The 26,535-nt window shown below is 58.3% G+C and carries 18 protein-coding genes; 9 read left to right on the top strand and 9 right to left on the bottom strand.

All coding sequences use genetic code 11. The features are described from left to right. Nucleotides 1–19: 19 nt before the first annotated feature. Nucleotides 20–1,279 (bottom strand): UDP-N-acetyl-D-mannosamine dehydrogenase, encoded by a 1,260-nt coding sequence (wecC, locus tag IHE57_RS13645; RefSeq protein ID WP_209373817.1) that lies wholly within the window; start codon nt 1,277–1,279, stop codon nt 20–22. 237 nt (nt 1,280–1,516) lie between these two features. Here wecC and wecB point away from each other — a divergent pair, with 237 nt between their 5' ends. Next, the gene (gene wecB / locus IHE57_RS13640) at nt 1,517–2,623 is read left to right on the top strand and encodes a non-hydrolyzing UDP-N-acetylglucosamine 2-epimerase (RefSeq protein WP_209373865.1); all 1,107 of its coding nucleotides are present in this window, start codon (nt 1,517–1,519) and stop codon (nt 2,621–2,623) included. Between the two features lie 7 nt (nt 2,624–2,630). Here wecB and IHE57_RS13635 read toward each other — a convergent pair whose 3' ends face one another. Further along, entirely contained in the window at nt 2,631–4,514 is a 1,884-nt protein-coding gene (locus IHE57_RS13635; RefSeq protein WP_209373815.1) for a glycosyltransferase family protein, read from the bottom strand. Nucleotides 4,515–4,855: 341 nt separating this feature from the next. On the opposite strand from IHE57_RS13635, the gene IHE57_RS13630 reads away from it, so the two are divergent. The 7 genes from IHE57_RS13630 (at nt 4,856) to IHE57_RS13600 (ending at nt 13,800) form a co-directional block, all read left to right on the top strand. Further along, nucleotides 4,856–6,691, top strand: coding sequence for a polysaccharide biosynthesis protein (locus IHE57_RS13630; protein WP_209373813.1), 1,836 nt, complete (start codon nt 4,856–4,858; stop codon nt 6,689–6,691). Nucleotides 6,692–6,885: 194 nt separating this feature from the next. Beyond that, nucleotides 6,886–7,728 carry an MraY family glycosyltransferase gene (locus IHE57_RS13625; RefSeq protein WP_209373811.1) on the top strand — a complete coding sequence of 281 codons (843 nt, stop codon included), beginning with the start codon at nt 6,886–6,888 and terminating at the stop codon, nt 7,726–7,728. After that, on the top strand, nt 7,725–8,984 hold the full coding sequence (locus IHE57_RS13620; protein ID WP_209373809.1) for a glycosyltransferase family 4 protein: 1,260 nt from the start codon (nt 7,725–7,727) through the stop codon (nt 8,982–8,984). The genes IHE57_RS13625 and IHE57_RS13620 overlap by 4 nt, the downstream gene beginning before the upstream one ends. Before the next feature lie 71 nt (nt 8,985–9,055). After that, nucleotides 9,056–10,720: a glycosyltransferase family 4 protein gene (locus IHE57_RS13615; RefSeq protein WP_209373807.1), complete on the top strand. Its 1,665-nt coding sequence runs from the start codon at nt 9,056–9,058 to the stop codon at nt 10,718–10,720. Beyond that, complete coding sequence (locus tag IHE57_RS13610) at nt 10,717–11,598, top strand: ABC transporter permease (RefSeq protein WP_209373805.1); 882 nt, start codon at nt 10,717–10,719, stop codon at nt 11,596–11,598. The genes IHE57_RS13615 and IHE57_RS13610 overlap by 4 nt, the downstream gene beginning before the upstream one ends. Beyond that, a complete protein-coding gene (locus tag IHE57_RS13605) occupies nt 11,585–12,922 on the top strand; it encodes an ABC transporter ATP-binding protein (RefSeq protein WP_209373803.1) in 1,338 nt (445 codons plus the stop codon). The genes IHE57_RS13610 and IHE57_RS13605 overlap by 14 nt, the downstream gene beginning before the upstream one ends. Then, nucleotides 12,922–13,800 carry a DUF6270 domain-containing protein gene (locus IHE57_RS13600; protein ID WP_301541245.1) on the top strand — a complete coding sequence of 293 codons (879 nt, stop codon included), beginning with the start codon at nt 12,922–12,924 and terminating at the stop codon, nt 13,798–13,800. The genes IHE57_RS13605 and IHE57_RS13600 overlap by 1 nt, the downstream gene beginning before the upstream one ends. A gap of 821 nt (nt 13,801–14,621) precedes the next feature. Here the strand turns inward: IHE57_RS13600 and IHE57_RS13595 are convergent. The 4 genes from IHE57_RS13595 to IHE57_RS13580 form a co-directional block, all read right to left on the bottom strand. Next, on the bottom strand, nt 14,622–16,424 hold the full coding sequence (locus tag IHE57_RS13595; protein WP_209373799.1) for a hypothetical protein: 1,803 nt from the start codon (nt 16,422–16,424) through the stop codon (nt 14,622–14,624). A gap of 923 nt (nt 16,425–17,347) precedes the next feature. Then, complete coding sequence (locus IHE57_RS13590) at nt 17,348–18,271, bottom strand: LCP family protein (protein ID WP_209373797.1); 924 nt, start codon at nt 18,269–18,271, stop codon at nt 17,348–17,350. A gap of 138 nt (nt 18,272–18,409) precedes the next feature. Continuing rightward, the gene (locus tag IHE57_RS16790) at nt 18,410–19,396 is read right to left on the bottom strand and encodes a YceI family protein (RefSeq protein ID WP_209373795.1); all 987 of its coding nucleotides are present in this window, start codon (nt 19,394–19,396) and stop codon (nt 18,410–18,412) included. Nucleotides 19,397–19,520: 124 nt separating this feature from the next. After that, a complete protein-coding gene (locus IHE57_RS13580; protein ID WP_209373786.1) occupies nt 19,521–20,726 on the bottom strand; it encodes a YbfB/YjiJ family MFS transporter in 1,206 nt (401 codons plus the stop codon). 175 nt (nt 20,727–20,901) lie between these two features. Between IHE57_RS13580 and IHE57_RS13575 the strand changes: the two genes are divergently transcribed. Continuing rightward, nucleotides 20,902–22,503 carry a hypothetical protein gene (locus tag IHE57_RS13575; RefSeq protein ID WP_366933963.1) on the top strand — a complete coding sequence of 534 codons (1,602 nt, stop codon included), beginning with the start codon at nt 20,902–20,904 and terminating at the stop codon, nt 22,501–22,503. A 393-nt stretch (nt 22,504–22,896) separates the two neighbouring features. On the opposite strand, the gene IHE57_RS13570 is transcribed toward IHE57_RS13575, so the two are convergent. From IHE57_RS13570 to IHE57_RS13560, 3 genes are all read right to left on the bottom strand, one after another. Then, nucleotides 22,897–23,979, bottom strand: coding sequence for an XRE family transcriptional regulator (locus IHE57_RS13570; protein WP_209373784.1), 1,083 nt, complete (start codon nt 23,977–23,979; stop codon nt 22,897–22,899). A 19-nt stretch (nt 23,980–23,998) separates the two neighbouring features. Further along, nucleotides 23,999–24,796 (bottom strand): hypothetical protein, encoded by a 798-nt coding sequence (locus IHE57_RS13565; RefSeq protein ID WP_209373782.1) that lies wholly within the window; start codon nt 24,794–24,796, stop codon nt 23,999–24,001. A gap of 303 nt (nt 24,797–25,099) precedes the next feature. Then, a complete protein-coding gene (locus IHE57_RS13560; RefSeq protein WP_209373780.1) occupies nt 25,100–26,491 on the bottom strand; it encodes a cation:dicarboxylate symporter family transporter in 1,392 nt (463 codons plus the stop codon). Nucleotides 26,492–26,535: the final 44 nt, after the last annotated feature.

Raw genomic sequence — 26,535 nt, 5'->3', positions numbered from 1 at the left:
AGAGGGGCTTCCACTCGGATCAAGTCCAAACCCCTCGAGTATCGTGGACGATTTTCTGAGCTAAGATCGATGGGTCGAGTTGGGTGAATTCTTGATGATCAACGAGTAGCAAAACTATGTCGGCGTGTTCAATGGCGCTTTCAGTCCATGACAGTGAGACATTCGGACAAGCTTGGAGCTCGACAGGGAGCTGATCGATGTTGGGTTCGGCTACGAGTATCTCGGCCTCTGGTAACTCTTCAGCCAACCGACCTACAATTTGTCGAGCTGGACTCTCACGCAGGTCATCAATGTTTGGTTTAAAAGCCAATCCCAGAGCTGCGATCTTCACGCTGCTTATTCGGCGGGCTTGTGGCAGCAGCTTGTCGATTACAAACTCCGGCTTTGCATCGTTGACTTCACGAGCTGTCTTGATGAGTGACGCCCTATCGGGCGACGCAGCTACGATGAACCACGGGTCGACTGCTATACAGTGTCCGCCCACTCCGGGTCCCGGTTGGAGAATATTCACTCGGGGATGGTGATTGGCGAGCTCAATGAGCTCCCAGACGTTGATATCCAGCGAATCGGCAATCATTGAAAGCTCATTGGCGAAGGCGATGTTTACGTCGCGGTAAGCGTTTTCGGTCAACTTCGACAGTTCAGCGGTGCGAGCATCAGTCATGAGGAATTCGCCTTCGCAGAACAACTGGTAAAGCTCGCGGGCGCGCTCGCCGGCGTTTCCGTTCAGAGTTCCGATGATTCTGTCGTTGGTGCGGAGTTCGATCATAATTCGGCCAGGAAGAACACGCTCAGGGCAGTGGGCGAAGTAGATCGAATTGGGAGCGTTGGGCTCCAACGTCAGATCAGGGCGAACTTTGAGTATCGTCTCGGCGAGGAACTCCGTGGTGCCCGGGGGCGATGTTGATTCTAGCACCACGAGTTCGTTGCCGACGAGAAGTGGTGCAATCTGCTCACCAGCATCTCGGATGTAGGACAGATCTGGCTTGTGGCCGTCGACAAATGGTGTAGGCACGGCGACAATATAGGTCTCTGCGTGCGGGGTTTCCGTTGTTGCAGTGAGGAAGCCTTGAGACACGACACCGGCCACAGTTGTTGCCATGTCCGGCTCGACGAACGGGACGAGACCGCGATTGATGACTTTGACGTTCTCAGCATTTGTATCTACGCCGATCACATTTGCTCCCGAACTGGCCAATACGGCAGCTGTCGGCAATCCGATGTAGCCGAGTCCGATGACAGCTACTGTCGGGCGTCGTGTAGTTGCGCTGGGCGGCATACGTGCGGTGCTCCGTCTTGTTTAATAGTCACGGTCGAACCGATTCTAATTCAGAATTCTAAAGGCCGGTAAGGCCGAAATCTGCGAGTGCATCGTGCGTGGAGGGAACGGCAAGAGAGAAGGGTCAGAGCTGAGGACGGTGCTATATCCTGTAGAACGACCTTGATCAGGGGGCGTTCATAGTTTGCGAGGGAGATACGGTTGGACGAATACGGTGCCGAGAGTGAATCACGGGTCATGGTCATTTATGGGACCCGACCGGAAGCTATCAAGATGGCGCCCGTAATCAAATCGCTCGAGGCGGACTCCTATCTCACTCCCATAGTCGTTGTGACTGCACAACACCGCGAGATGCTCGATCAAGTAAATCAGGTATTTGGCATAGTTCCCGACGTCGATCTCAACATGATGGCGCATGGGCAGTCATTGAACAGTATCGCAGGCAGCGTCATCTCCAAGATCGACGAAGTGCTTGCCGAATTCGAGCCAGATGCTGTCGTTGTCCAAGGCGATACGACGACGGTGATGGGAGCAGCGATCGCTGCCTTCAATCGGGAGGTCCCGGTCGTCCATCTGGAGGCCGGGCTGCGTAGTGGCGACATCAACTCTCCGTTCCCGGAAGAAGCCAATCGGAAGATAGTTTCCCAGATTGCACGGGTACATCTAGCGCCGACCACGGTCTCGCGAAGCAATCTGCTGGCCGACGGGGTTCCCGAAGAGAATATCCACGTTATCGGAAACACTGTGATTGACGCCCTGCAGTGGGCCGTTGAGCGACCAGTGAAATTCAGCCTCCCCGAACTCCAAGCGCTCGAATCTGATGATCGTCGAGTTCTGCTGGTGACCACACACCGACGAGAGAACCTCGGCGAAAATATGGTGAACATCGGCAAAGCCCTGCGGAATCTAGCCACTCACTATCCCGATCTGCTGATCATCTGGCCCGCGCACAAGAATCCGAAGGTCCGCGCCTCGATCGCTCCTCAAATTCAGGACCTCGACAACGTCATATCCATTGAGCCCGTCGAATACGGCGAGTTTTCGCACCTCATCAACGCCTCCGACATTGTGCTCACGGACTCAGGTGGAATCCAGGAAGAAGCACCCAGCCTCGGCAAACCGGTCCTGGTGCTCCGGGAAAACACCGAGCGGCCCGAGGCTATAGACGCCGGAACGGTCAAACTGATCGGAACTGCGACAGAGACGATCATCTCCGAAGTTTCACGTCTCCTCGATGACAAGACGGCATATCGGGAAATGGCTAACGCCGTGAATCCGTACGGCGACGGTCACTCTGCGGGACGCAGCGTGGATATCCTCAACGAACTGCTCGGCAACCGCTGAGCTCTAGTCAGAAACAGTAGTGTCCACGACTGAATCCGAAGCTGTGGACATTGCTGTTGGCCAGGAGCAGATCGTCGTCGACATTCCAGGTGTGTCCATGAGAGTCACGGACTTGAACGAAGTTGAAGCGATCTGCTGAATAGATCCGTGCTCCTGCGGAGACCAGCCGACGCTGAAGGTCGGTGTCTTCACCAAGTGTGCGATCGGCAAACGGGAATCGTTGGAACAGCTCTTTGCGGCCCAACAGGGTGGGTCCCATGACCAAGTCGGTGAACCGATGCTCGCGTTCAGGGAATCGACACATTACGATGTCACGGTTGCGCAGATGAAGGTAGTGAGCTTGTTTGCCGACAAGATCCGCATTCGAATAGCGCAGAGCCGCGAGCTGATCTGACAGGTAGTGTTCGCCATATATGTCGTCGTCATCCATCTTGGCGATGATGTCGCCGGAGGCTGCCGCGACGCCTCGGTTGAGGCACGCGCCTAGAGAGTCTGAGCTTGCGGCTTCGATCAAAGTCAGATTCTCGATGCCCAGTTCAGACGCACGCTGCATCGCCTCTGGCGATGATTTGAAGCCGTGCTGGACGACGATCAGCTCACGGTTCTCAAGCTGTTGAGCGGCATGAGTTTCAAACACATTGCTGAGGTGCTCTGGTCGGTTTGTCGAAACCACGACAGAAACGGACCGAGGAATCGGATCACTGTATTCGACGCCGATGACATCCATGATCGACATCGCGCGATGAGTGTAGGTGTGTTCTTTCCATATGCGTCTTTGCGCGAGATGAACCGTGCGGTTCCGCAGTTCGCTGCTTCTGACGAACGCTCTGAGGACCAGTTCGGCTTCTTTCTGAGTTTCAGGCTGAGGGAGTTCTGAAAGCGGGAAGAACCGCTTCGTCGCTTCACTGGGAGTTGATATGACCGGGGTTCCGGATGCCGCGATTTCAAAGATGCGCCTCGCGCACATGCTTGGCGAGTCGACCACCGAATTTACGTTGAGAAAGACTTTGTAGTTCTTGTACGCGGTCAGCAGATTTCGATAGGGCAACGACCCGACGACTCTGTCCGCCAGGCGCCCGGGAAATTGATACCGTTCATCATCGCCGAGAAACCGAGAGAAGATCTCGAGTCCATGCTCCATTCGAGAAGACACCTCGTCGGCTGCTCCCAACAGCAGGTCCATCTGCGTTCGTCGTTCGGGGAACTTGTGCGTAAAATACATTCCCGCGAAAGCAATATCGCGACCAGCAAAGTTCTTCGACGGACGGACAGGAGAATGAATTGCAGGCTGGGCGGCAAACGCCAACGGGTAGACACGGTCATGGCCCAGCAATCTCTGGTAGTCGCCAACAAGCCGTACGTCGCTTGTGAACACCACATCGAACATTTTGGCAAGGGGGAGAAAGTCATCGAAGTGCGGCGGGTCTTCCTTGTTCCAGAAGACAGTAGGGATTCCGCAATGTCTGCATTCTGCCAGCAGTTCAGCAATCTCTGTACTTGGTCCGGTCGTACCGGTGAGTTTGAACTTCCAGTCTCCGCCGTTGCCGTTCCAAGCCGACTCAACGAATACGAAATCGAGAACGGCAAGCTGAGACTTCCACGCAGTGCGCTTCAGCGGGATAGTTTTCCATTCGTAGCTAAAGCTCTCGGCTGAGAACTCGTCGAGGATGGTACCCACGTTGAGGTTTTCAAATGCCGGACGACGATCGGTTCTCGGCGCTGGAGGGAACTCGTCTTTGAGATTGTCTGCATCTAGATGAGCCGTCGAAGCACCGCCGGCAACCGGTTGGGCAATGTTCCGACGACGTCTCCATTTCTGAAATTGAGCAGGTCCACCTTTGCGAAGATGCCAGAGACCTGTCCTCAGAGTACGAAGCGGCGATTGGGCCACTGTTGAATCCTTTCGGTCAGATCAATGTCGGGCGAAGGCTGGACGCACATGTGCACGGCTCAAATAGTGCTAAACACCGCAAGTGAAAACGCTCTCGGCGAAGAGCGTCAAGCGAAATGCAACCAGTTCTTATCGTTTTCCGCAGTATTCCTGTGCGAAACCTGTTAGGCCCAATAGTACAATCAAGAGGTCGCAAGAGGCTTAACCAGCTCCTGTGAGATGCAGGTGGCCCAAGTAGAGTAAGTCGAGCCAGACCATGGACGTCGAGGGAAACGAGGACAGTGGGAAGCAACTCCGGGCCCCATCCCTCGCGGACCCCGATTCGGCGATACGGCAGAGCTATGGCGCTGTCTCTTATCGACGGTCTCGTTTTTGCGTTCCTCGTCGTGGTAATGACGCTTGTGCGGTACGACTTCCATGCGCAACTCGTCAATGTTCCCGGTATATTCGTGTGTTCTGCGATCGCCATGGCCGTCTTCCTCATCGGCGGACCGCTAGCGATCTATCGCGGCCGCTACCGACGCGGTTCGACTGACCAGTTCGCAGCAATCGTCGGGACCGTCGCTTTGGGCGTCGGGACCATGTGGGTGGCGGAATTTGCTTTCGCCAACAGTCTGCTCATCCCGACCAGCGTCCCTATTGCTGCTGGTGCGCTGATGATCGTGGTCAAGAGCCTCGAAAACTGGGCTCGTCGCAATCTGCGCCAGCGCAGTCTTACGACTTCGGGATCGTCCCGCCCGACACTCGTCGTCGGAGCCGGCGATCAGGGGATGCTCGCCCTCGACATGATTGCCCACGATGCGAAGAGCGAATACGTCGCCGTCGGCATTCTCGATGACGATCCGGCTAAACGGCACCTGCGCTACAACGGCATCAGAGTTCTCGGACCAATTTCCGAAATCGCGGCGCATATCGACCGCACCGGCGCCGGAGTAGTGATCATCGCCATTGCTGACCTGCCACCCGAAGAGCTTTCACAGATCGCGTCGAACCTCAAATCTCGTCTTGTCGAGATCAAGATCATGCCGAAGCTCTCTGATTCCAACTACACTCGACCGGAGCCGGACTCAGTCGGCGTTTCCGATCTACGGCATCGAGGCTTCCGCGATATCAGCTTTGAAGATCTCATCGGCCGTCAGCCGATCTCGACCAATATCGATGACATCGCCTCCGCTATCACCGGGAAAAGCGTCCTCGTCACCGGTGCGGGCGGCTCCATCGGATCCCAGCTGTGCCGCCAGGTCTCTCGTTTCGACCCGGCTCGGCTCGTCATGACCGACCGCGACGAATCCGGGTTGCACGCCACGGAACTTGGACTTGAAGGTTCCGCGCTGCTGACCAGTGATGACCTCATTCTTGGGGACCTCAGAGATCCTGCGTTCATCGAAGCCCTGGTCGGAGAAACGCGGCCCGACATCATCTTCCACGCCGCAGCTCTCAAGCACCTGACCTTCCTTGAACGCTTCCCCGAACAGGCCGTTCGTACAAACGTCGGAGCAAGCCTCGATCTGCTCCAAGCTGCTGTGACTCATGAGGTCGATTCCTTCGTTCATATCTCCACTGATAAGGCCGCCGGGGCAACTTCCGTGCTCGGTCGGACGAAATTCTCAATCGAACGTGCGATCGCCTCTGTGGCGGCAGAGACCGAACGGCGGTACATGTCAGTGCGTTTCGGCAACGTGCTCGGCTCCCGTGGATCCGTGCTTGAGACCTTCGTGGCTCAGGTCGCGGCAGGCGACCCCGTCACCGTTACTGATCCGGAAGTCACTCGGTATTTCATGACCGACGATGAGGCCTGTGAACTTGTTCTGCAGGCAGCAGCGATCGGCGGTCCTGGAGAGACCTTAGTTCTCGATATGGGCGAGCCGATTCGCATCGCCGACCTTGCCGAGCGAGTGATCGCGTTGTCGGGTCGCAGCGATGCGCAGATCGTCTACACGGGCCTGCGGCCGGGAGAGAAGCTCACCGAGGCACTCCTCTCGCCGGGGGAAGTCGACAGCCGACCCAACCATCCGCTCATCACACAAGTGCCGATCACACCGATCGATCTTGAGAAGCTTGCAGCCCTCGTCGCCGAATCTCGCGATCCGCAGGTCTACACCCACCGGGAAGACCTCGCAGCAGGGTTGACGAGCCTCCTCGACGCAGAATCACAGGACACCGGAGTCGGCTCCTGATGGATCTGCAGTCGCTGGTGATACTCGTCGGAGCCGCAGCGATCACGGCGGTCAGCGTGCTCGTCGTCTTCCCGCTGCTGCGCAGAGCAGGGATCGTCGACGTCCCCTCGCATCGGTCTTCGCACACGTTGTCGACCGTGCGCGGAGGAGGCATTGCCATCGGTTGTGGGATCACCGTCGCAACCGTGGTCGTCATGATCTGGAACATCACCGAACACGGAGTCTTCGGACTCGGCAGTATTCTGCTGCCCGCCGGGTTCCTGGTGCTGACGTGGTGCTATTCGGCAATCGGTATGGCCGACGACCTTGACTCGCTGCGACCAGCCGGTCGATTAGTGGGGCAGATCGTCCTGGCTCTGCTGTTCAGTGCGACCATCGCCATGATCTCTTCTCAGGGCATTGCCCACCTGCTTGCCTTCGCCGTCCTTGGAGTGACCACCGTCAACGCCGTGAATTTCGTTGACGGCCTCAACGGCTATGCCGCTGAGTGGACGATCATCACAGCGGGGTGGTTCGCATTCGTCGGCTCGTGGATCGGTGAGAAGGACATAGAACTGCTCGCTTTGGCACTGGCAGGTGCAGCAGTCGGTTTCCTCCCCTTCAACCTCGGACGGGCAAAGGCCTTCCTCGGAGACACCGGCAGCTACGGAATCGGTGCAGCCGTCTTTGCGCTGGCAGTATGGCTCTTCGTTGAAGGTGTGCCGATCGTTGTCATCGTGGCTCCGATCATCTTCGTCTTCTTCGATGTCGGTCTCACCTTGGTGCTTCGTCTGTTTCGGGGCGCGAATATCCTGCTTCCCCACAGGGAACACATCTATCAGCGCATACAGCAGGCAGGGTGGCCGCACGGCTCCGTCTCGCTTTTCCACTCATGTCTGTGCATCCTCGCCTGCATCATGGCTGTGCCGACGCTGGTGAGCGGCAATACGGCAACGACTTACCCTGCCCATGTGTTTTGGGTAGTGCTGCTCGCTCTCTACGCGCTGTTGCCGCTGTGGCTCCGGCGACGTGCTCGGAAGGGGGCGGCGAACACATGAGGATCCTCCTGCTCAGCCATTACTACTGGCCCGAGGTCGGCGCTCCGCAGCGCCGATGGGCGACCCTCGTCAGTCATTTTGTCACCCAGGGGCACCAAATCGTCGTCGCAGCGCCTCACCCGCATTATCCGTACACGAGGCGCGATGAGTTCTTCGGTTCTCAGGTGGGGCGTCTGCGGAATCGGGTCGAGGCGAAGCTCGGCGGGACGTGGGAGACCGGCGAGCTGGGGGAGCGGATCCTTCGCGTGCCCTACCTGCACAGCGGAAGCTCTATGGCCCGTCAGCTGCTCGATCAAGGAGTCGCTTCGGCCGGCGCCGTGAACGCGATCATCGGAAAGATGCGCGGACCTCACACACCTGATATCGTCATTTCGACGACACCGGCCCTGCCGTTTCTCTTCGCAGGGGACATCGTCGCACGAGCGCTGCATGTCCCTCATATTGCCGAAGTTCGAGACGTCTGGCCCGATCTCATCAGCGATCTGTCGCTGGTGACGAATGCAGTCGGAAGGCACCTTCCTCGATTAGCGACTACCTATCTCGAAGAGAAGGCCCTTCCCGGGCTGCTCACAGTCGCCCAGCGACGAGCATCCGCGGTCGTCGTGACGACCGAGAGTTTTCGCTACCTCCTGGAACGTCGAGGGATTCAAGCTGAGGTCGTCCGCAGCGGTGTCGCACGGTCCGAGATCGACCAGACACCTCATCAGTGCACCGCCGACGACACCGACACCAAACTGCTCTACGTCGGCACCGTCGGTCGGTCACAGGATCTTGCCTCGGTCATCGCCGCGGCCTCGAGAGTCCCCGGTATCAGACTTCGCATCGTCGGCGACGGCGCAGACAGATCGAACCTGGAGACTCTCGCCGGAACGCTCGAAGCACCAGTCGAATTCTTCGCGCAGACCACCGGGCAAGCACTCGCTGATCATTGGGAATGGGCCGATGCAGGACTTGTCAGCCTCGGCGACGTTCCTGCCCATTCGCTCACGGTGCCATCGAAGCTCTATTCACTCATGGCCCGTCGGGTGCCGATTCTCGGTGTCGTGGCGGGGGAAGCGGCCGAGATCATCAGCGAGAACAAGGCTGGTGTCGTAGCTCGCCCCGGAGGTGTCGATTCGATCGTCACCGCGATGCAGGCATTGGTGCAGGGAGTCGAGAGTCCGGACGCCGCCGGTCATCAGTGGGTGGTCGACCACGCCTGCGTCGACGTCATGGGCGCAAAATACGACCAGATCCTTGAGCAGGTGCGGTCATGAACCTCAAGTTCCTTGCCAAGCAGATCGGCAATGCGGTCATCACGACTGCCGGCCACATGAACGAAGACCGTGTGTTCTTCTCCATGCAGCTTGCACGCAGGCTCCCGAAAACAGCATCACAGACAGTCGGTCGTCTGCTCGGGAAAGTCCCCGGTGCTGCGACACGTGCCGCCTCGGCGTGGCTGATGGGACAGGAGAGCCGCGCCAAGACCATCATCACAGCGGCCGAGGAGGAGAATCCGTCTCGGCTTCTCGGTGAAATCGCACTCAACCTCGGCATGCTCGACGTCGCTGATCGCATCGCTGATTCCCTTGAATCCGCAGCCTCGCTGCGCTCCCGAATCTTGTGGACCGAAGGCAAGATCGACGAGGCGATCCATGCCCTTCCGGATGGCAAACGCAAACGACGTCTCTCTGCAGAGCGCATATCCATGTCGCCTGGATGGTGGCCCGACACCGACACGTACCTCACTGCTCGACCCGCGGCCTGCACGAGCGCTGGAGCCGCCGCGTCCCTGCACGTGCTGACGAACTCACTGCCTCACACGAGATCCGGCTACGCCTATCGCAGCCACCTCATTCTCACTACCCTCAAAGATGCCGGGCATCGCGTGGCAGCGACCACTCGTCCCTCCTACCCGGTGACGATCGGTCGCCTCAGTGCAGACACAGTCGAGACTGTTGACGGTGTCGATTATCTTCGCGACGTGCCTCTCCGCCCAGCCGCCACTCCCACCGCACGGCTCGATGAGCAAGCAGCATGGATCGCGGACCAGGTTCTCGAACGTCAGGTCGACCTGTTGCACACCACTACTCACTACGTCAATGGGTTGGCCACCGGTGCAGCCGCCCGAGCAATCGGACTGCCCTGGGTGTATGAGGTCCGTGGAGTTCTCGAGGAGACCTGGGCTGCGGCTGGCAGCACCCCTGCCGAACGTACAGCCCGACGGACTAGTCAGCGCTTCGCACTGATGCGCTCGAAGGAGATCGAAGTCGCCTCAGCAGCAGATGCCGTCATCACTCTGGGTGAAACCATGCGGGAGCACCTCGTCGCCGGGGGAGTCCCAGCCGAATCGATCACACTCATTCCGAATTCCGTATCCGAGGCTGTGGTGAACGCGGACCCAACCCGTTCTCCGGCTAAGGCCCGAGCCCTCCTCGGTCTGCCAGAGGACGGTATCTGGGTCGGTACAGCCGCTTCGATCGTCGGCTACGAGGGTCTCGACGACCTCGTCGATGCCGTCGTTCTCGCCCGCAGACAGGGTACGGATATGCGGCTGCTCATCGCCGGCGATGGCGTCGCATTGCCCGAATTGCGAGAACGTGCCGCGGCACTTGGAGACAGGGCGATGTTCACCGGGCGTGTGTCGCAGACTCAGGCCATCGACTATCAACTTGCACTCGATGCCATCGTCATTCCGCGTAAGGACGAACCAGTCTGCCGGTTAGTCACACCGATCAAACCGATTGAAGCGATGGGACTTGGACGACCGGTCGTCATCTCGGATCTCCCAGCTCTGCGAGAGTTGGTGCCGGGGAATGCCGGATTGTGGACTCCGCCGCAAGCGCCTCAACTTCTGGCAGAATCGCTGTCCGAATTGGCTTGGGATGACGGCGCACGAGAGAATTACGGACAGAATGGACGTGCACACGTTCTTGCGACGCGCAGGTGGAAGGAAATCGGACGACGATATGGGCAGGTCTATTCTCAACTCATGGAAGCTGAAGTGCGATGAGTGAGACGAAGAATCCCCTGGGGCTGAGCTCGATTCCATCGGTCTCAAGCGAGGGACTCGTTCCTGTCGGACGACGAACGAGTCTGCGTAGCTATCTAGGTGCGTTGTGGAACCGTCGACACTTCATCGTCGCCGAATCCCGTGCCAAAATGTCCAGCTCGACAAGGAAGAATCTGCTCGGCTACGGTTGGCTGTTCCTTAATCCCCTGTTGTCGGTGCTCGCGTACTGGTTCATTTTTGGCTATATTCTTCAGACTCAAAGAGGCATCGACAATTTTCTCGGCTTCCTAGTCGTCGGAGTGTTCTTTTTCAGTTTCACCAGCAAGTGTATGACCGGCGGAACTGGAGCGATCCGCTCAGGCGCGTCTATGATCAAGGGATTCCAATTCCCGCGGGCGGCACTTCCGATCTCGACTGTCGTTCGTAATTTCCTTGACTTCATGCCGACTCTGCTCGTCATGGTCATCGTGCTTGTGGTCGTGCCACCGCTCGAAGTCATCACCTGGCGCATTGCCCTAGTTGTCCCGGTTATCATTCTGCAAACGCTCTTCAACGTAGGTCTAGCATGTTTCCTTGCACGTCTCGGTCATAAATTCCCCGACCTCACGAACCTAATGTCAATCATCAGCCGGTTCTGGTTCTACGGGTCAGGTGTGTTTTTCTCCATTGAAGATCGATTGGGAAATCATCCGATGCTTTTGGAAGCCATGCAATACAACCCGATGCACGCGTACCTGACGATAGCGCGCAACTCTCTGCTCTACGGGCTGGATTCGGATCCCAAAATGTGGGTCGTTGGAGCCGTGTGGGCATTCGGACTACTCATTGTCGGATTCTTGTTTTTCTGGAGAGGGGAGGAGAACTATGGTCGACTTTGAACTCCATGATCCGACAATTGTCGCCGAAAATGTACAGGTTCGCTATACCGTCAGCACAAACGATCCAAGTCACCGAGCCAAAGGTCTCCGACGATTGAGCAACGCCATCGTGGGACGTCGAGGTCAGACAACGGTTCGCGCTCTTCGCGGAGTCAATTTCGTCGCCCGCGAAGGGGAGATGGTAGGCATTGTCGGTGCTAATGGCTCCGGTAAGTCGACGTTTCTGCGTAACCTTGCCGGAGTTGAGCAGCCAGATCGTGGACGCATTCTCGTCCGCTATCAGCCGCTTCTGCTTGGAGTCAGCGCTGCGCTACAGCCAGCACTGTCTGGTAGTGAGAACGTGCGCCTCGGATGCCTTGCGATGGGGCTGTCACCCGCAGAAGCAACCGAAGCCTTTGACTATGTCGTCGAGCTCTCCGCTCTTGGCGCGGCGATCCACCGACCGATGGGAACATACTCTTCAGGGATGGGGGCCAGGCTGCGATTCGCAATCGCGTTGGCCGCGCGGCCGAAGATTCTGCTTATCGATGAGGCACTGTCGACTGGAGATGCGACCTTTGCCGAGCGTAGCGAACGAGCAATGGACGAGCTTCTCGCTGAGGCAGGTACAGTGCTGCTGGTCAATCACGCTGCCAAGGTGATCCAAGAATTGTGCACCCGCGCAGTTTGGATGCACAAAGGTGAGATTCTGATGAATGGTCCCGCAGAAGCAGTGGCCGAAAAGTACCGGTGGTGGGCGTGGAACGTTGCTAAAGGGAACGAACAAATTGCAGATAAGCTCCTTCATGACGTAGTCAGTAATGCCGTCAGAGAAGAAATTGACGTTCTTGAGCCGGAACTCATCAAAAATCCTATACCTCGCCACGCGGCACGGCGTAGGAAGAAGTTGATTCGTAACTCGCGGCATGTCAAAAGACGGACCAGTTCCACTCGCATTGGGGAAGCGTCGTCCTCGGCTGTTCAGACTGACAAGCCGCAAGTATGGCCAGAGAATTTAGACATTGAAGTCCCCAAGGCGACGTTTCCTGCGTTGCCAAAACCGGCTTCTCAAACAAGTAACGGACCGCGAAGTCACAACGAACTCCCGCCGCTTAGACTGCGTCCTAAAGACAGCAAAGTTGTGCTTCGTGCAGAGAATCCTGAGGATCGCGCTTCGACAGTAGCTGCATCGGATGATTTGACCGGAAGGAGGCTTAGTTCGAGGGCACGAGAAATGGCCGAGGATAGATATCAGTTGCGCCAGATGCGGCGAAGTGATGAGGAAGCCGGAGTTGAACGAAAACGTTACGACTCGGTGCCAGAAGTATCCGGAGACACATTGTGATGAGAATTGGGATATTCGGTTCATGCGTCAGCCGGGACACCTGTGAATTCATGCGAGACGCTTTGGTAGTTGTCTATGTTGCGCGGCATTCAGCAACAAGTCTCCAGTCCCCTCACGGCGTCAGTCGACTGGATCTCAATAGGCTTGACTCACCGTTCCAAAAACGAATGGTGTTAGGAGACCTGGAAGGACGTGGAGTCGACCGAATTCAGGGGCACGCCGATGAGCTTGATGTTGTGCTAGTTGACCTAGTCGATGAGCGGCGCGGCTATTGGCAGTTTCCAGACGGAACGACAATGACCAACTCTATCGAACTGGAATCTTGCGGGGCGTCTCGTCAAGCCAGGATGTCGGGTGCTCGCTTAGTAAAATTCGGCACCGATGAACATTTTGAAAAATGGCGGGCTGGCTTCGAACTCCTTGTCACAGGGTTGAAGTCGACGGACCTGCTGAACCGGTCGATTTTCATTGATATCGAATGGGCAGCTGCCATTGAGGGCGCGCAACATCCTCAGAACGATAGAGTGTCGCAGTTGGGCCGTCAGTTGCGACGGTTTCAGCGAGGAGCAAGAGAAGTCAACCGGAGCCTTTCTCGGGGCCGAAGTGTCGCCGAGGCGCTGACAAACCTACGCAATGTTCCACCAACCGAGGCCGAGGAATATTCTGATCGGGCGCTTGCGGCCAATGCCGATTACGCTCGTTATCGCGACCTTGCTCGTTTGAAAATTCCGAGTACCGTCACGAGAACGAGTGCTCAGGTTCGGATTGGAAGAGAGCACAAATGGGGACCACAGCCCTTTCACTATCGAGACGCCGATTATCGATCTATAGTTGAAAGTGTTACAAAGATGGTGAAGGGATTCGGCCCGAGTAAATAGCACCGACGAAATGATAAGCGGCTAACGAAGAGTTCGAAGTAGCACCAGAATGCCTAGTGCAAGTAGGCAGAGCGTGTACTGTGGATAGTATTAGCCCGCCGATGTTCAGAAAGCTTCGGTCCGCTTTAGCACGTGGAATAACGGTCTTATTGATTGGGTGCTATCGAAGCGAGGGACTGTCCATCGACGCCGGTCCAAGTCAAGCCACGACGGAATCCCGGTAATCGCCCGACTTAGGTTGGGCGGAGACTCGGCAACGCTCGATATATCGGCCGATAAGCAAATTGGTGGGCTTCGTCAGGACACTCTTACACTGACCTTTGAAACGCTCGATCCCACGAAATCAAATTTGGCACGCAGACACACACATCCAGCGTCGACGAGTAGCTGTAGGGAAGAGACATTTGGTAGCGGGTGTTGAACGGCATACAGAGCTCTTAGATTGGATGTGTTCGATGAGGTGAGATTCAGTGTCCACGATGTCACGAAGTTACACACCACTTCGTTACACAGGTGCTACCGAATAGCGCTTCCGTACAAGCAGACCACAGCTCGCCGAGCAAGCGCGCGCCCAGCGAACCCACGGTCAGAGAGAATCTAATAGGGCGGGACAGCCTTGGTTCTACCTGGTCGTTCCACACCGAACTTGTGCCAGGAAGAACCGAAAGACGACATCGCGGTCGGCCCTGCCGAGGTGATTAGTGGGTCGCAATCGAGTACTTCAAAAGCACCAGGTAGGTATGATCGTGACCGAAGGTCGATTCACTGCTCATTGTGAAGTTTCTGTGGCCCGCATTCAGGCTCTATCTAGCGGTGGCGGTTCACCCATCAGAGACTACTGTGTTGATCCTGTCCAGCAGGGAGTTAAAGCCCGCGTGCCAAAATACTGTCTCAAAGAAGGAGTTAGTGCGAGTTCGACCTCCGGGCAAATCAACAATTGCCTGTTCGACAGCGGCAGTAGAAAGGTCGAAAAAATCATTCTTTTTAACACTGTATTCGACGGACGCAAGAAAATCATCGCGATCAACTTCCCAGTAAGTGGGTTGTATTGTCACTTTATTTGTCACGGCGGGGTCGCTCCCAACCGCTGCCTCGTGGAAATAAGGAACTGATGACCACTCAGGGACTAGCTTGTTGGTCATTTCACGAAGAGCGTCTCCGTTCAGCTTTGAAGCGGGGTCATCCCAGAACACGTCCGCGACCATAGACGTTGAGAGCATGGGAATAAGCGTGTTTGGTCCGGGATGTGGGAACTGTCGTCGCATGCGGTTTACCAGGAAGGAGCCGTCGAGTGCATAGAAGCCGGTTATACCGTGGTCCGCCATCTCATCAAAGGTCGCCTTAAATTGATCGACGCCGCTCTCACGTATCTCAGCGGGCGCCAGGTGACGCATTTTTAAGAATGAACTCTGCATTCGATTAATCGCAGTTTCGGGATCACGTGAGATGACTTCGTTCTTCGTATAGTAATGGCCGCGGGCGAAATCCCCGAAAGCTCCGGACAGTGCCATAGATCGAACCGGAATCGGTTTGCGCCGAGGAGAGTTTTTTCGCATGAATGTTGGCCAATTGTCTCCGCCTGTGAATTCGAACCAGTCCGCTGCCCTCTCGAGAATCGGTGAGAGCTGGGTTGGCGGCTTTCCTGATTTCGCTTTGAGGCGATTGTCTCGGCGTTCCCACCTAAAGTGCTTGCGCGATTTATCATGGAGCTGCTCGGCTATGTCTGCCTCCAGATCGGGTGGTACGGCGGTGAAGGACTGAAAATCGAGATCTGACTGCAGTGCAAGTGCGGTCACGAACCTGGAATCCCTGCCGCCACTTAGACCGACGCTGAGGGAATTTTGTAATAGCGGCTTGGCCGTCGAGATCAACTTGAGCGCTGAGTCGATCGCATTGCCATATTGTGCAGCTCTGTCTCGGGAGCTCGATATGACGGAATAGAGCGAGGTGGGAAATCGAATTTTGAGTCCCAGGCTTGTCATTTTTACAAGCGTGCCTCCCGGGGCTCGTTTAATACCGTGTACATAAGTGTTATCGCCGACGGCTCCGCCGGTAGTGTAGTAAGATTCCCAATATTTGCGGTCGGACTTCGTTGGGATATTTCGGGCGACTGCGATAGCCGCTATATTATTTGATACGACGGAGAGCTCCTTGTGAACGCAATAATATAGTCGGCCGATTCCGAATGAATCATTCATTGCATGCGCTGTGTTGTCGTAGAAATTTGCATAGAAGAGGGAAAGAGGGGCTGCTGTGGGCTGGCCATCAGTCATTTTGAGGATCGTGTTCCTCGTGTAATCTAGCAAGGCTCGGCCGGAAGTATCTTGAATGACTGCACTGTCAATGATGGTGCTAGCTGTGGCCGCAAACTCCTGACTTGTCGCGCAGTATTCATTCCCAAACGAGGTCGTATACGATCCCGGGATATGAAAGCTGTACGTTCCGTTGTGACCGTTCGCCGTGATCGCGTCTGCCTCAATTTGAAACAATCTGGCCAGCCTAATTTTAATTCCGAGGGCCTCTTGGTCTCCTCGTTTGCAGTGTGCGAGGAGGATTACTGGTTGGTTGCTATAGGCATTGGATAATTCTTCGATCATGTCGGCCGCCCTTTTCGTGGTGGTCATGTAGCCCAGTTTAAGTATTATTATTAGTTGTAATTCTACCAGTTGTCGGCCTGGTGAAGTACAGTCGTAATACCGCATGCAGTTTGAGCGTCTTGCATGTTTGGGATGGCCTTTTGCCGGTGTTCCTGGGGTATGGTTCCGGATATGGTTCGCCGAGCTCATGTCTTTGGCCGTAGTGTCCCAGCGCGCGTTCGAGCTGCTCTGTTTGCTTAGGTAGTTCAACTTGAGCGAATAGCCGTGCCCATGAGCTGAGGAAATGTTCTCGCACGCTGCCCGTATCTATTTGTCACCGCATCGGGCATCATCGAGCCAGCTTGGCGCGGAGTCAACGGAGTTTAATTGTGCTGTGATCGAGTGATGGTGGCGTTCGCAATCTCGTATAGTGGTGAGTTCTTAGCGTGAGACAGACTAACTCAACCCATGTGCTCGACGGTCCAAGTGACTATCCATCCTCCTCCTCTCGTCCGTGTTCGACTTGCCAATCGGCCATTTGCCGGTCTGGAAGCATCCGCGGAGCCCAAGCCGAGGCTTCGTGTATTTCAATATTTGGCAGCGTGTAGTCCGTCGCGGGTGTGGTCGCCGGATGATGAAGAACTCGTTGTATCGCTCAATTTTTGGTTTGGTGTGCCACAATCTTGATCGAAGGCGTAGAACTTGGACCCGGACGGAGGGGATTCGGCACATTAGAGACCGATATTTTGGCTGGTCTCCGGCTCGACGTGTTGTTCGCGATGGTCATGGTCGCAACCGTTTATGAAACGTAGGGGCCGGCTATTGCTCGGAGATTAATGTAACAGCATCGTGAATGTGCGATTGTAAATCGCCTCTGTCCGGTTGCGAGACGCCGGAAATATAGGCGATATTGCATGGACTTGAGCACTTTAGGTGAGGAGCTGTTGAGACCCGAGAGTTCGAGGCGGGAGTTAGTACCCTAGTGATACTAGGTAGCGGAGGAGATCTGCGAAGTCATCGTGGGCCAGGGCTTGTTTGAGTGCCGGCGCTGCCTCGGGGTCGAATTCGACGACGACTGTGCCATCGTCCTCACGATGCGAGTTCGTGGGAACGGTCACCACTGCGACGTCGTCAGACTGCACGGCGCGGAGAGTGTTGGCGATCTTGCTGAGTTCGACGGTGGTCAGCTCGGCATTGTGCTGGATGCCCGAAGCGAAGTGTCCGAGCACCGCTGCACCCTTGTTCGGGTCTTTCACCAGTCCGCCGGACTTGAGGGCCTGGATGAGAGCCCGGACAACTGCGCGCTGATTGCGGGTTCGTGTCTGGCCTGCATCATCGATGGGGTCAGCAGCGGTGAAGACTTCCGATGTCGCTCTATCGAGGGTGTTCGTCCCTTCGACGAAGTCGGTTCCATCTGCGTTGAAAGCGGCGCGGCTGTACACCTGGAGGCCGCCGAGCTCGTCGATGACTCGGCCGAGAGCGTCCGACTCGAGCTGGGCTATGTGATCGATGCGAATGCCGAGGAACTCCTCAACCATGGCGACGACGACCGGCCACTCGCCCTCGTCGGCGATAGTCGCGAAAGTCTGACCTGCCTCGATCTGAGTGGAGGGATTAAGAACGAGAGCTGCGGCGAAATCGCCGCCGGCGGGAACGTGGATGACCGCGAACGTGTCACCTTGGCTCGATGAATGCGGGGCCGCCTCGGCGAGGATTCCGGGATTCGTCACCCGAAGCATCAGGGTGCGGGAATCGTCCGCTGCCGGGCGGATCTCGGCGGGTGGGAAAGCCGCCTCAGCGGGAATGGTCTTCGACGCGTCATCGAATTCGGCACGGGCGGTGTTGAGGTCCTTGAGAGAACCGATGGCAGAGACCATCTTCGTCGGCTTGGCCATGGCAGCCCCACTCCCTCTGTCAGGTCATACGGTGATGGTCCCAATAATAGCCGCGGGTGAGATCGGCTCGTGTACCGATCTCACCCGCGGTGAAGAATGCTGTGCTGGGCCGCTGGAGTCAGCGGAAGTGTGCTGGGCTCAGCGGAGGCCGAAGATCTTTCCGAACGCGCTCCCGGACGACTGCGAATCCGACTGATTGGTCTCGGGAGTTTTGTCCGCCTGCTTGTCAGCCGGTGTTTCGGCGGGCTTGACCGGCGGCGGGGGAGGGAACTCGGTGCCGGCGGGTTCTGCGTTCGGGGCCACCGATGCTGCGTTCTCCGGGGTCTTCGGCGCCGGAGGGGCAGTCTCGTCGGCTACCGGGGTCGGGGTCACTGATTCCGGAGCCTCGGGGGTCGGCTGAGCGGGTTCCGGTGCCGGGGCATCAGCGGAGTTCTCCGGAGCATTGGCCGCCGGTGCCGCGGCCTGCGGTGCTGTGGTGTCTGCCTCAGGGGCAGAGGTCGCCTCGGTGGCGGGCGCCGGCGGAACGGTGGAGGTCTCTTCCTGGTCGGCGGCCTCGGGAGAATCGGTGGGGGCCTCCTCGTCGACCTTCTTGATGAGGGAGAGTTCGAACTCCAGGGTGATCTTGTCGCTGACGAGTACGCCGCCGGAATCGAGCTTCGTATTCCACGTCACGCCCCAGTCCTTGCGGTCGATGCGCCGGGAGCCCTCGAGGCCGGCGCGGAGGTTCCCGAAGGGATCGGTGTCGATGCCGATGAGCTCGAGCGGAACCGAGACGGTCTTCGTCATATCGCGGATCGTCAGCTCACCGGTGACGATGAAGGATCCTTCGTCTACCTCGTCGATGGCCGAGGAGACGAACCGCATTTCCGGGTAGGTCTCGACGTCGAAGAAGTCCGCCGAACGCAGGTGGTTGTCGCGGTCCTCACTGCGGGTGTCGACGCTCGCGGTCTCGATGATGACCGTGGCGGTCGACTGCGAGAGGTCCTCGGCGATGTCGGCCGATCCGGACACCTCGTTGAACGCTCCGCGCACCCGCGAGACCATCGCGTGGCGAGTGGAGAATCCCAGTCGAGAGTGGGTGGGGTCGATGTCCCAGTGGCCGGTGATCCCAGGCGCTTCTGTCATGGGGTCGCTCCTTCGGTTCCGCCGCGCTCCCCGGAAGAAGCGCCTTAACATATGTGATCGTTGAAATGGCAATCGCCTTCGTAGTCTGACACGCGAGGTCGGGTATGTGCCACCTCGGTGCGGTTCAGCGGTCAACGTTGCCGGTGAGAATGCCGGTCAGAGTCAGGGCCATGGCGACGGCCAGAGCGATCGCTGAGGCGATGAAGGCCGCGGCGATGTTCTCGCTCAGAGCTGCTGCGACGACGGCAGGGCCGACGATCTGGCCGATGCTGTACCAAGACGTCAGCTTCGCCGAGGCGTTCGTGACTCCCATCTGCGTGCCGACGCCGATCGTCATCATGACGACCCCGATGAACGTGAATCCGAAGAGGGCCGCAGCGATGAATAGGACGATGGGGGAAGAACCGAAGACGGCGAGCAGAGCGCCGAACACCTGAAGGCAGTAACAGAGAGTCAGGGATTTGACCGTGCCGATGCGGGCAGCGACTGCCGACCAGGTCAGGGGAGAAGCCGCTGTGGCGATCCCAGCGATGAGCCATGTCGAGGCGGCGGCAGTCTCGCCGAAGACGGGCCCGGCTAGGACCACGAGATAGGTGCCGATGATGATGTAGCCGCCGCCTTGGAAGAAGTAGCCGGTGGAGAGGATGGCCATGGCTCGGCGGCGGTTGGCGTCGAAGGGGGAGTCCGCCTCGGTGAGGGCGGCGGTGGGTTCGGTTGTTGCGCCGGTGTCGGGGCGGGGATCCGCCAGCTTCGTGGCAGGGGAGGCGGGGATGTGGGAGGGGATCGGCCAGGTCCATGCGATGATCGAGAAGACTGCGGACACGGCCGCGCAGATGAGCCACAGCTGACGCCAGTCGGCGAAGCTGCCGGCGGCGAGCACGATGGCCCCGGAGACGAGAATGCCGAAGCCCACCCCGCCGTAGGAGATGCCGCCGTCGTGGGGCTTCCGGGAGTTCGCGGGAATGCGTTGGGTCACGCACACGAAGATCAGCCCCGAGGCGATTCCCGCGACTGTGCGGATGCTGCCCTGCCACAGCAGGTTCGGTGTGAGGGAGACCGCGGCCAACCCCACGGTGGAGACGATGAGACTGAGGCGGTAGACGAACCGGTTGGGTTCGACCCAACGTCGGGCGATGACGAGAGTGCCGATGAAGTAGCCGACGTAGTTCAACGTAGCGATCCATGCGCCGGGGGCGGAGCTCCAGTGCAGTGCCGCGACCATGAGCGGCAGCGCCGGGGTGTAGAAGAACCGCCCCATGCCCATCGCAACCGACAGGCCCAATGCTCCGCGGACGGGAGTGAGGGAGAAACTGCCGGAGCTTTCGGGCACAGTGGGTCCTCTCATCGGGTGGCGTGATCTCCACCCCTACGATGCCATGACTGCGGGGCGGGCGCCTCGGCGGGAGGTGATGCGGACATGGGATCTAGGCTCGAAGGCACAGGCGGCGTCTCAATTGCGACTGTGGAAGTTGTTGATTCCGGGGGAAGAGGGCAAAGTTATTGCAGTGAACATCAGAAGGAGTATCCAGGGCGGCGTCGTGGCGCTCGCTCTCGTTTTGTCGGGATGCTCGTGGTTCGATTCAGATGATTCATCGCCCTACCCAGATCCGAGTCCCACGCCGACTGAATTCGAACAGGCGATTGTCGACACTGCCTCGGGCGAATCTGCAACTGTCACTGCGACGGCTGACCGGACCGGCCCTGAGTTCACAGCTGACAACATCGGGGTCTCCTTCGAGGCCACCGATCTGGCCGACCCTCGGCTCGATCCGTCGAAATCCAATCTCGACGAGCAGCTGAAGGCGCTCGGGTCTCCGGCACTGCGGTTCGCCGGCAATGCCCTCGACCGGAGGACGTTCTGGACGTCCAAGGGAGAGAAGCCGAAGCACGGCGAAAAGGTCATCATCACTCCTGGTGACTTCAAGAGGCTGAAGAAGCTCGTTGACGCTACCGGTTCTACGGTGACCATCGGCATTCCCCTAGGCACCTACGATCCGAGGCGTGGAGCGGACATGGCCGCGTACGCGATCGACATCCTCGGCGATTCCCTTGTCGGTCTTGGGATCGGAAACGAACCGAACGGGTATACCGTCGACGATGTTCCCGGTGGCGCCGTGCGTGGTGATAGTTGGAACGAGGACAAATACGTTAAGCAGCTCGAATCGTACGCCAAAGCGATCCATGCGAAACGTCCCGAAGCGCCGATCATCGGCCCCGATGTCTATGACGGAGCATGGATGACGGCCTTCGCAGACTCTGGTGTGAAGAACAAGGCCGCGATCGCGCAGCATTGGTACCAGCTCTACGACTGTGACGCCACCCAGGTGCCCGGTCGCGGCCCGCAGGCGGCGAACCTCATCGACCCGTTGGCGAAGCAGGCGGCGAAGAAGAACCTCGGCATCGGCAAGGACAAAGCTGACGCCGCAGGCCTGCCGCTTTGGCTCGAAGAGACCGGGCCGACGAGCTGCCCGGGCACGAACGACACCTCACTGACGAATGCCTCGGCGCTGTGGGCGGCCGACTACACGCTCTATGCGGCCACTCTCGGGGTCGAACGCATGGCCATGCACTCGATGCTCGGAGCCTGCAGTGGGGGAGCTCCGATGTCGCTCATCTGCGATCCGGCCGATCACGGGCAGCGGTCGAATGAGTTCCAGGTGCGTCCGAACATGCTCGGGTTGCGACTGCTCGTGCCCAGCCTGGGCGGGCACTTCACTCGCACGTCGGTCTCCGGGGGTGGGAACATGAGCGCCTACACCGTGGTCAAGAACGACGGCCGCACTCTGGTGACGACGGTGATCAACGCGAACGACGCCGCGAAGGTCGGCGGCAATCCTGTGACGTTGTCGATGCCTTCGGGGTTCGCTGTCGATTCGGCCGCGCAGGTTTATGGGGCGTCGAATGATGTCAAGAGTGCGACGCAGGTGGTGCCTGCGAACCCGTTGCCTGCCGATGTTCCGTTCAGTGGGGAGGAGCCGACGGACTCGGTGAATGCGTCGGCTGGCTCGAGTTCGTCGCCGGCTCCGAGTGACGAGACGGGGGATGGGAAGCTGAGGATCGACCTCGCCGGGAGCTCGGTGACGGTTTTTGTGATGTCCAAAGGGTGAGTTTCTGGGGAGGGTGGGTTTGCATCCTGCTGCGGCCGCTTCAGCGAGGGAAGACGAAACACCGCGGGACCGACGTCCTGTGGGCGTCGGGCTGGCGCAGGAGCTCACCGCACGGGTTCCGACCCACAGGGCTGGCACGGCGAGACGTCGAAATCTTAGACCAGGATTTGGTGTCGCTAGCGGGTGAGTTGCATGCCCGTGCACAACTCATCCGTCGTCTTAGCACACTTCACGCGTAAATTTCGTCCATGGTTCTGGCTGCTCTTCAAGTGCCGACCGAGCTCGCACAGGCCAGGATTTTCGTGCTTACTCGCGTTCTAGTTCGTCCACACTTGCCGATTATCCGCTCGGAGCGAGGCGATTGCAGGCCCACGGCAGGCGAGCCCAGCTCCTCTAGAATTCGGAACTAGCTGTGCTCGGGATTCGTGAAGTTGCGACGTCAAATAGATTCACTGGAAACCCGGAGCCTGCCAGGAACGTGTTGGCATCAATGCCCGAGTCGCTGAGCAGCTCCTTGGCGCGAGGCAACATTGACGGCATTTCAAGGGTTGAAATCCGGCCAGGTTCAGCTCGGCGCCAGCCGTTTTGTGACATTCTGATCATTGCATTGCGGTAGGAAACGTCGCTCATGATGTCTAATGAGCGAGCGCGGAAGAGGAGCGCCGCAAGACTAACGCCCCAGTACTCTTTCACTTCGGCGAGTTGTGCCCAGGCCTTGCCTGCAGTAGACGAGGGAAGATACTGAGAGATCTCCGCAGCCGGCATTAGAAATTCGGATGCAAAACGATTGGCCTGGGCCTCAGCCATCTTTCCACCCGGCTCGGCGTCGTGGTGCATGATGAGATGGCCTAACTCGTGTGCGACATCAAATCGCTGACGGTAATAATCGTCTTTCACGGGATTCAATACGATTACGGGACGGGCCGCAGAGCGAAAGGAATAGGCGTCGATCGCCGCCATGCCAGGTTCGCTGAACACCACTACGACACCATTGCGTTCTACTTGACGCACTACGTGTTGCACCGGACCGGCGGAAATGCCAAAGAAGGTACGCGTCTCAAGTGCGGCCTTTTCCGGAGTCATCAAATTAGTCTCTGAATCGATTGGAAAATCTGGTAGAGAAACATTTGGGAATTCGACCGCGTTTTCCAGCATGTCTGCGAGCTCAGCAACAGATTGTCCAAACGCCTCGGCCCCGTCTCTTGCGATCTGGGGTGTTGAACGCAAAGAACGGAAATGGGGCCTATTAATCCTCGGGGGTGCTCCACCGCCGAAGAACTGAGGCTCGACGTGGAGTGCCAACGCGAGCTTGGCCACAGTTGCCCGATTCGGTTGTTTGGTGCCGCTTTCCCACGCGGTTACTGAGGCTGGTGACATTTCGATCAACGAAGCGAGATGTGACTTTTTCAGACCGGCCAGCTGGCGGGCCATGGTTAAGCGTTCACCATTGAAGAATGAAGCTGCGGCAGTGAGCATATTAAGCGACCGACGCCGCTCAGTCATGGATGGAACCCGTCCCCTCGTCCTTGGTGGTCTTCTTGATGCGCACCGGCACATCTTCGACTTCAGTTGAGGCACCGTCGTTCGGAATTGGTGCTGGAATAGGCTGCCCCGCGACACTCATCATAGTGCCGCTCGACAGAAGCGACAGCTTCCAATACCAACAGGAATCATTTCGAAACTCAGGGTTCTTGCTTTGGCCGATGTAGAGCTCGAACTGCTTGCTCGCTGGATCAAAGGCGTGAGCCGCGACAAGGGTCACACCGTCAAACGCATCGTCGTCTGGGATGCCTCCAAGCAGCTCGAGGCCGAAATCCTCTGCTTCGAAGAGCGCGTCTTGATAGGAATAGGGCTGTGAAGCAACTTGACGTTTTGCATTGCTCCGCTGTTCCCATTTGATCTCGTCAATCCCGCCCAGGAAAAACGACTGCAGCAGGACTCGATAGCCCGGAATGGTCCAACCTGGCGAGTTTTTATAGTTGCTACGTTTAATCGCGCCGGCTGGAATATCTGGCATCGAGTGGAGCTCATCGGGAGTGATGCCGCGCCCGACCACGTCGTCTGAGGCGCCATCGACATCTTTGCCGAGCATGTACTGCTCGTTGGAAGTTGCTCGGTCAATACGGTTTGTGAAGTGTTTGTAGTTGAGGTACCCCACTACTCCTCGATCGTGGCCCTGGTCTTCGTCATACATTTGGTCGGTCGCTCTGAACGCCGCGGGAGCGGCCCATTTGAGTACGTCGAGCAGGCCCGAGCCCTCGAGCGCTCTGATGGCTTTCTCATCCGAAGTCATGACACAAAGATACTCTAAGACCAGTAAATGGCGCAATGAATTTTACTGTGAGTATGTTGCGCGCTTTAAAGAGCTATCTGCTGTGTAAGATTCAGGGCGGCTATTCAGTCGACTACGATCGGCCCGTTGTGAAGGGGGCCCGGTCACCTTTTCCACAAGTCTCATCCAAGTCGGTCGGCTGGTGGGGGGAGCCATGAAGCCACGGCCACCTCGGCGAGGGGAGACGAACCACCACGGGTGCCGGCGTCCTCACGATGAGGACATCGGCACCCGTGGTGGTTGTGATGCGGGAACGACCGGAGATCAGCTCGCGGCGGCGATCTTCTCCTTCTCGCTCTCTTCGAAAACGGCCGCTTCGACGTCTTCGGCCGCCTCGGCGTCGGAAGGCGCACCGTGGGCATCCGGCTCGAGCGAGAGCTCGTCGAACGGACTCTGGCCGGCCAGCGTCGCGCGCGCCTGGTCGAGGTCGATCTCTCCGGTCCACTTGCCGATGAGCAGGGTGGCCACGGCGTTGCCCGTGAAGTTCGTCAGTGCACGGCACTCGGACATGAACTTGTCGATGCCGACGATGACGCCCATGCCGTCGAGCAGCTCGGGACGGTGTGACTGCAGACCTGCGGCCAACGTGGCCAGGCCCGCACCGGTGACACCAGCGGCGCCCTTGGAAGCGATGATCATGAACACCAGCAGCGAGATCTGCTCGGGGATCGACATCGGCATGCCCATAGCCGAGGACACGAACAGCGAGGCCATGGTCAGGTAGATGGCGGTGCCGTCGAGGTTGAACGAGTAGCCGGTGGGCACGGTGATGCCGACGACCGGCTTCGAGACTCCGGCATGCTCCATCTTCGCGATCAGGCGCGGCAGGGCCGACTCCGAGGACGAGGTGGAGAAGATGAGCAGGAACTCACGGGCCAGGTACTTCAGCAGCAGGAAGATGTTGAGGCCGGTGACGACCTTGAGCAGCCCGCCGAGGACGATGACGATGAACAGGGCGCAGGTGAGGTAGAAGGCTCCCATGAGGGTGGCCATCGCGCCGATCGCGGCCCAGCCGGTGGCGCCGACGACCGCGGCGATCGCACCGAATGCGCCGACGGGAGCGGCCCACATGATCATCATCATGAGCTTGAAGACGACTGCCTGGATGTGCTTGATGCCGTTCAGCACCGGTTCGCCGGCCTTGCCCATCGACTGCAGTGCGAACCCGACGAGGAGGGCGAGCACGAGGGTCGGCAGCACCGGGATGTCGCCGGGAATGAGGCTCATGAGGAACTCGACGGTGGCATTGTCGCCTCCGCCGGAGGACTCCTCATAGGGGGTGATGTGCAGGCCGGAACCGGGGTGGATGAGGTTGCCGACGACGAGGCCGATGACCAAGGCGAGGGTCGCCATGACGAGGAAGTAGATGAGTGCGAGACCCCCGACCTTGCCGACGGTGGCCGCCCTCGCCACGGACCCGACGCCGAGGACGATGGTGCAGAAGATGACCGGGGCGATGATCATCTTGATGAGCGCGACGAATGCCGTGCCCAGAGGTTTGAGGGCGATGCCGGCTTCGGGGGCGATGAGGCCGATGGCGGCACCGGCGATGACCGCGACGATGACCATGATGTAGAGCCAGTGCGTACGATCCTTCTTCCGCGGCGGCGTGCTTACCGCGGGTGTTGCTTCTTCGTTGTGTGGCGACGTTGCCATCGTTCCTCCATGCGATGCTCTGTCCGCAACCGACGCCCTGCGGT

The sequence above is a fragment of the Brevibacterium renqingii genome (assembly GCF_017808105.1).
In the GTDB taxonomy this organism is placed as follows: domain Bacteria; phylum Actinomycetota; class Actinomycetes; order Actinomycetales; family Brevibacteriaceae; genus Brevibacterium; species Brevibacterium renqingii.
The sequence above is the reverse complement of the archived record's forward strand: the minus strand, read 5'-3'. Positions and strand labels throughout refer to the sequence as shown.

Coding starts and splice junctions, on each gene's coding strand:
- IHE57_RS13600 (WP_301541245.1), top strand. CDS start 12,922: ATGAGAATTGGGATATTCGGTTCATGCGTCAGCCGGGACACCTGTGAA.
- IHE57_RS13570 (WP_209373784.1), bottom strand. CDS start 23,979: ATGCTCACTGCCGCAGCTTCATTCTTCAATGGTGAACGCTTAACCATG.
- IHE57_RS13560 (WP_209373780.1), bottom strand. CDS start 26,491: ATGGCAACGTCGCCACACAACGAAGAAGCAACACCCGCGGTAAGCACG.
- IHE57_RS13620 (WP_209373809.1), top strand. CDS start 7,725: ATGAGGATCCTCCTGCTCAGCCATTACTACTGGCCCGAGGTCGGCGCT.
- IHE57_RS13625 (WP_209373811.1), top strand. CDS start 6,886: ATGATCTGGAACATCACCGAACACGGAGTCTTCGGACTCGGCAGTATT.
- IHE57_RS13630 (WP_209373813.1), top strand. CDS start 4,856: ATGGCGCTGTCTCTTATCGACGGTCTCGTTTTTGCGTTCCTCGTCGTG.
- wecC (WP_209373817.1), bottom strand. CDS start 1,279: ATGCCGCCCAGCGCAACTACACGACGCCCGACAGTAGCTGTCATCGGA.
- IHE57_RS13590 (WP_209373797.1), bottom strand. CDS start 18,271: ATGGCCAAGCCGACGAAGATGGTCTCTGCCATCGGTTCTCTCAAGGAC.
- IHE57_RS13605 (WP_209373803.1), top strand. CDS start 11,585: ATGGTCGACTTTGAACTCCATGATCCGACAATTGTCGCCGAAAATGTA.
- IHE57_RS13565 (WP_209373782.1), bottom strand. CDS start 24,796: ATGACTTCGGATGAGAAAGCCATCAGAGCGCTCGAGGGCTCGGGCCTG.
- IHE57_RS16790 (WP_209373795.1), bottom strand. CDS start 19,396: ATGACAGAAGCGCCTGGGATCACCGGCCACTGGGACATCGACCCCACC.
- IHE57_RS13610 (WP_209373805.1), top strand. CDS start 10,717: ATGAGTGAGACGAAGAATCCCCTGGGGCTGAGCTCGATTCCATCGGTC.
- IHE57_RS13595 (WP_209373799.1), bottom strand. CDS start 16,424: ATGACCACCACGAAAAGGGCGGCCGACATGATCGAAGAATTATCCAAT.
- wecB (WP_209373865.1), top strand. CDS start 1,517: ATGGTCATTTATGGGACCCGACCGGAAGCTATCAAGATGGCGCCCGTA.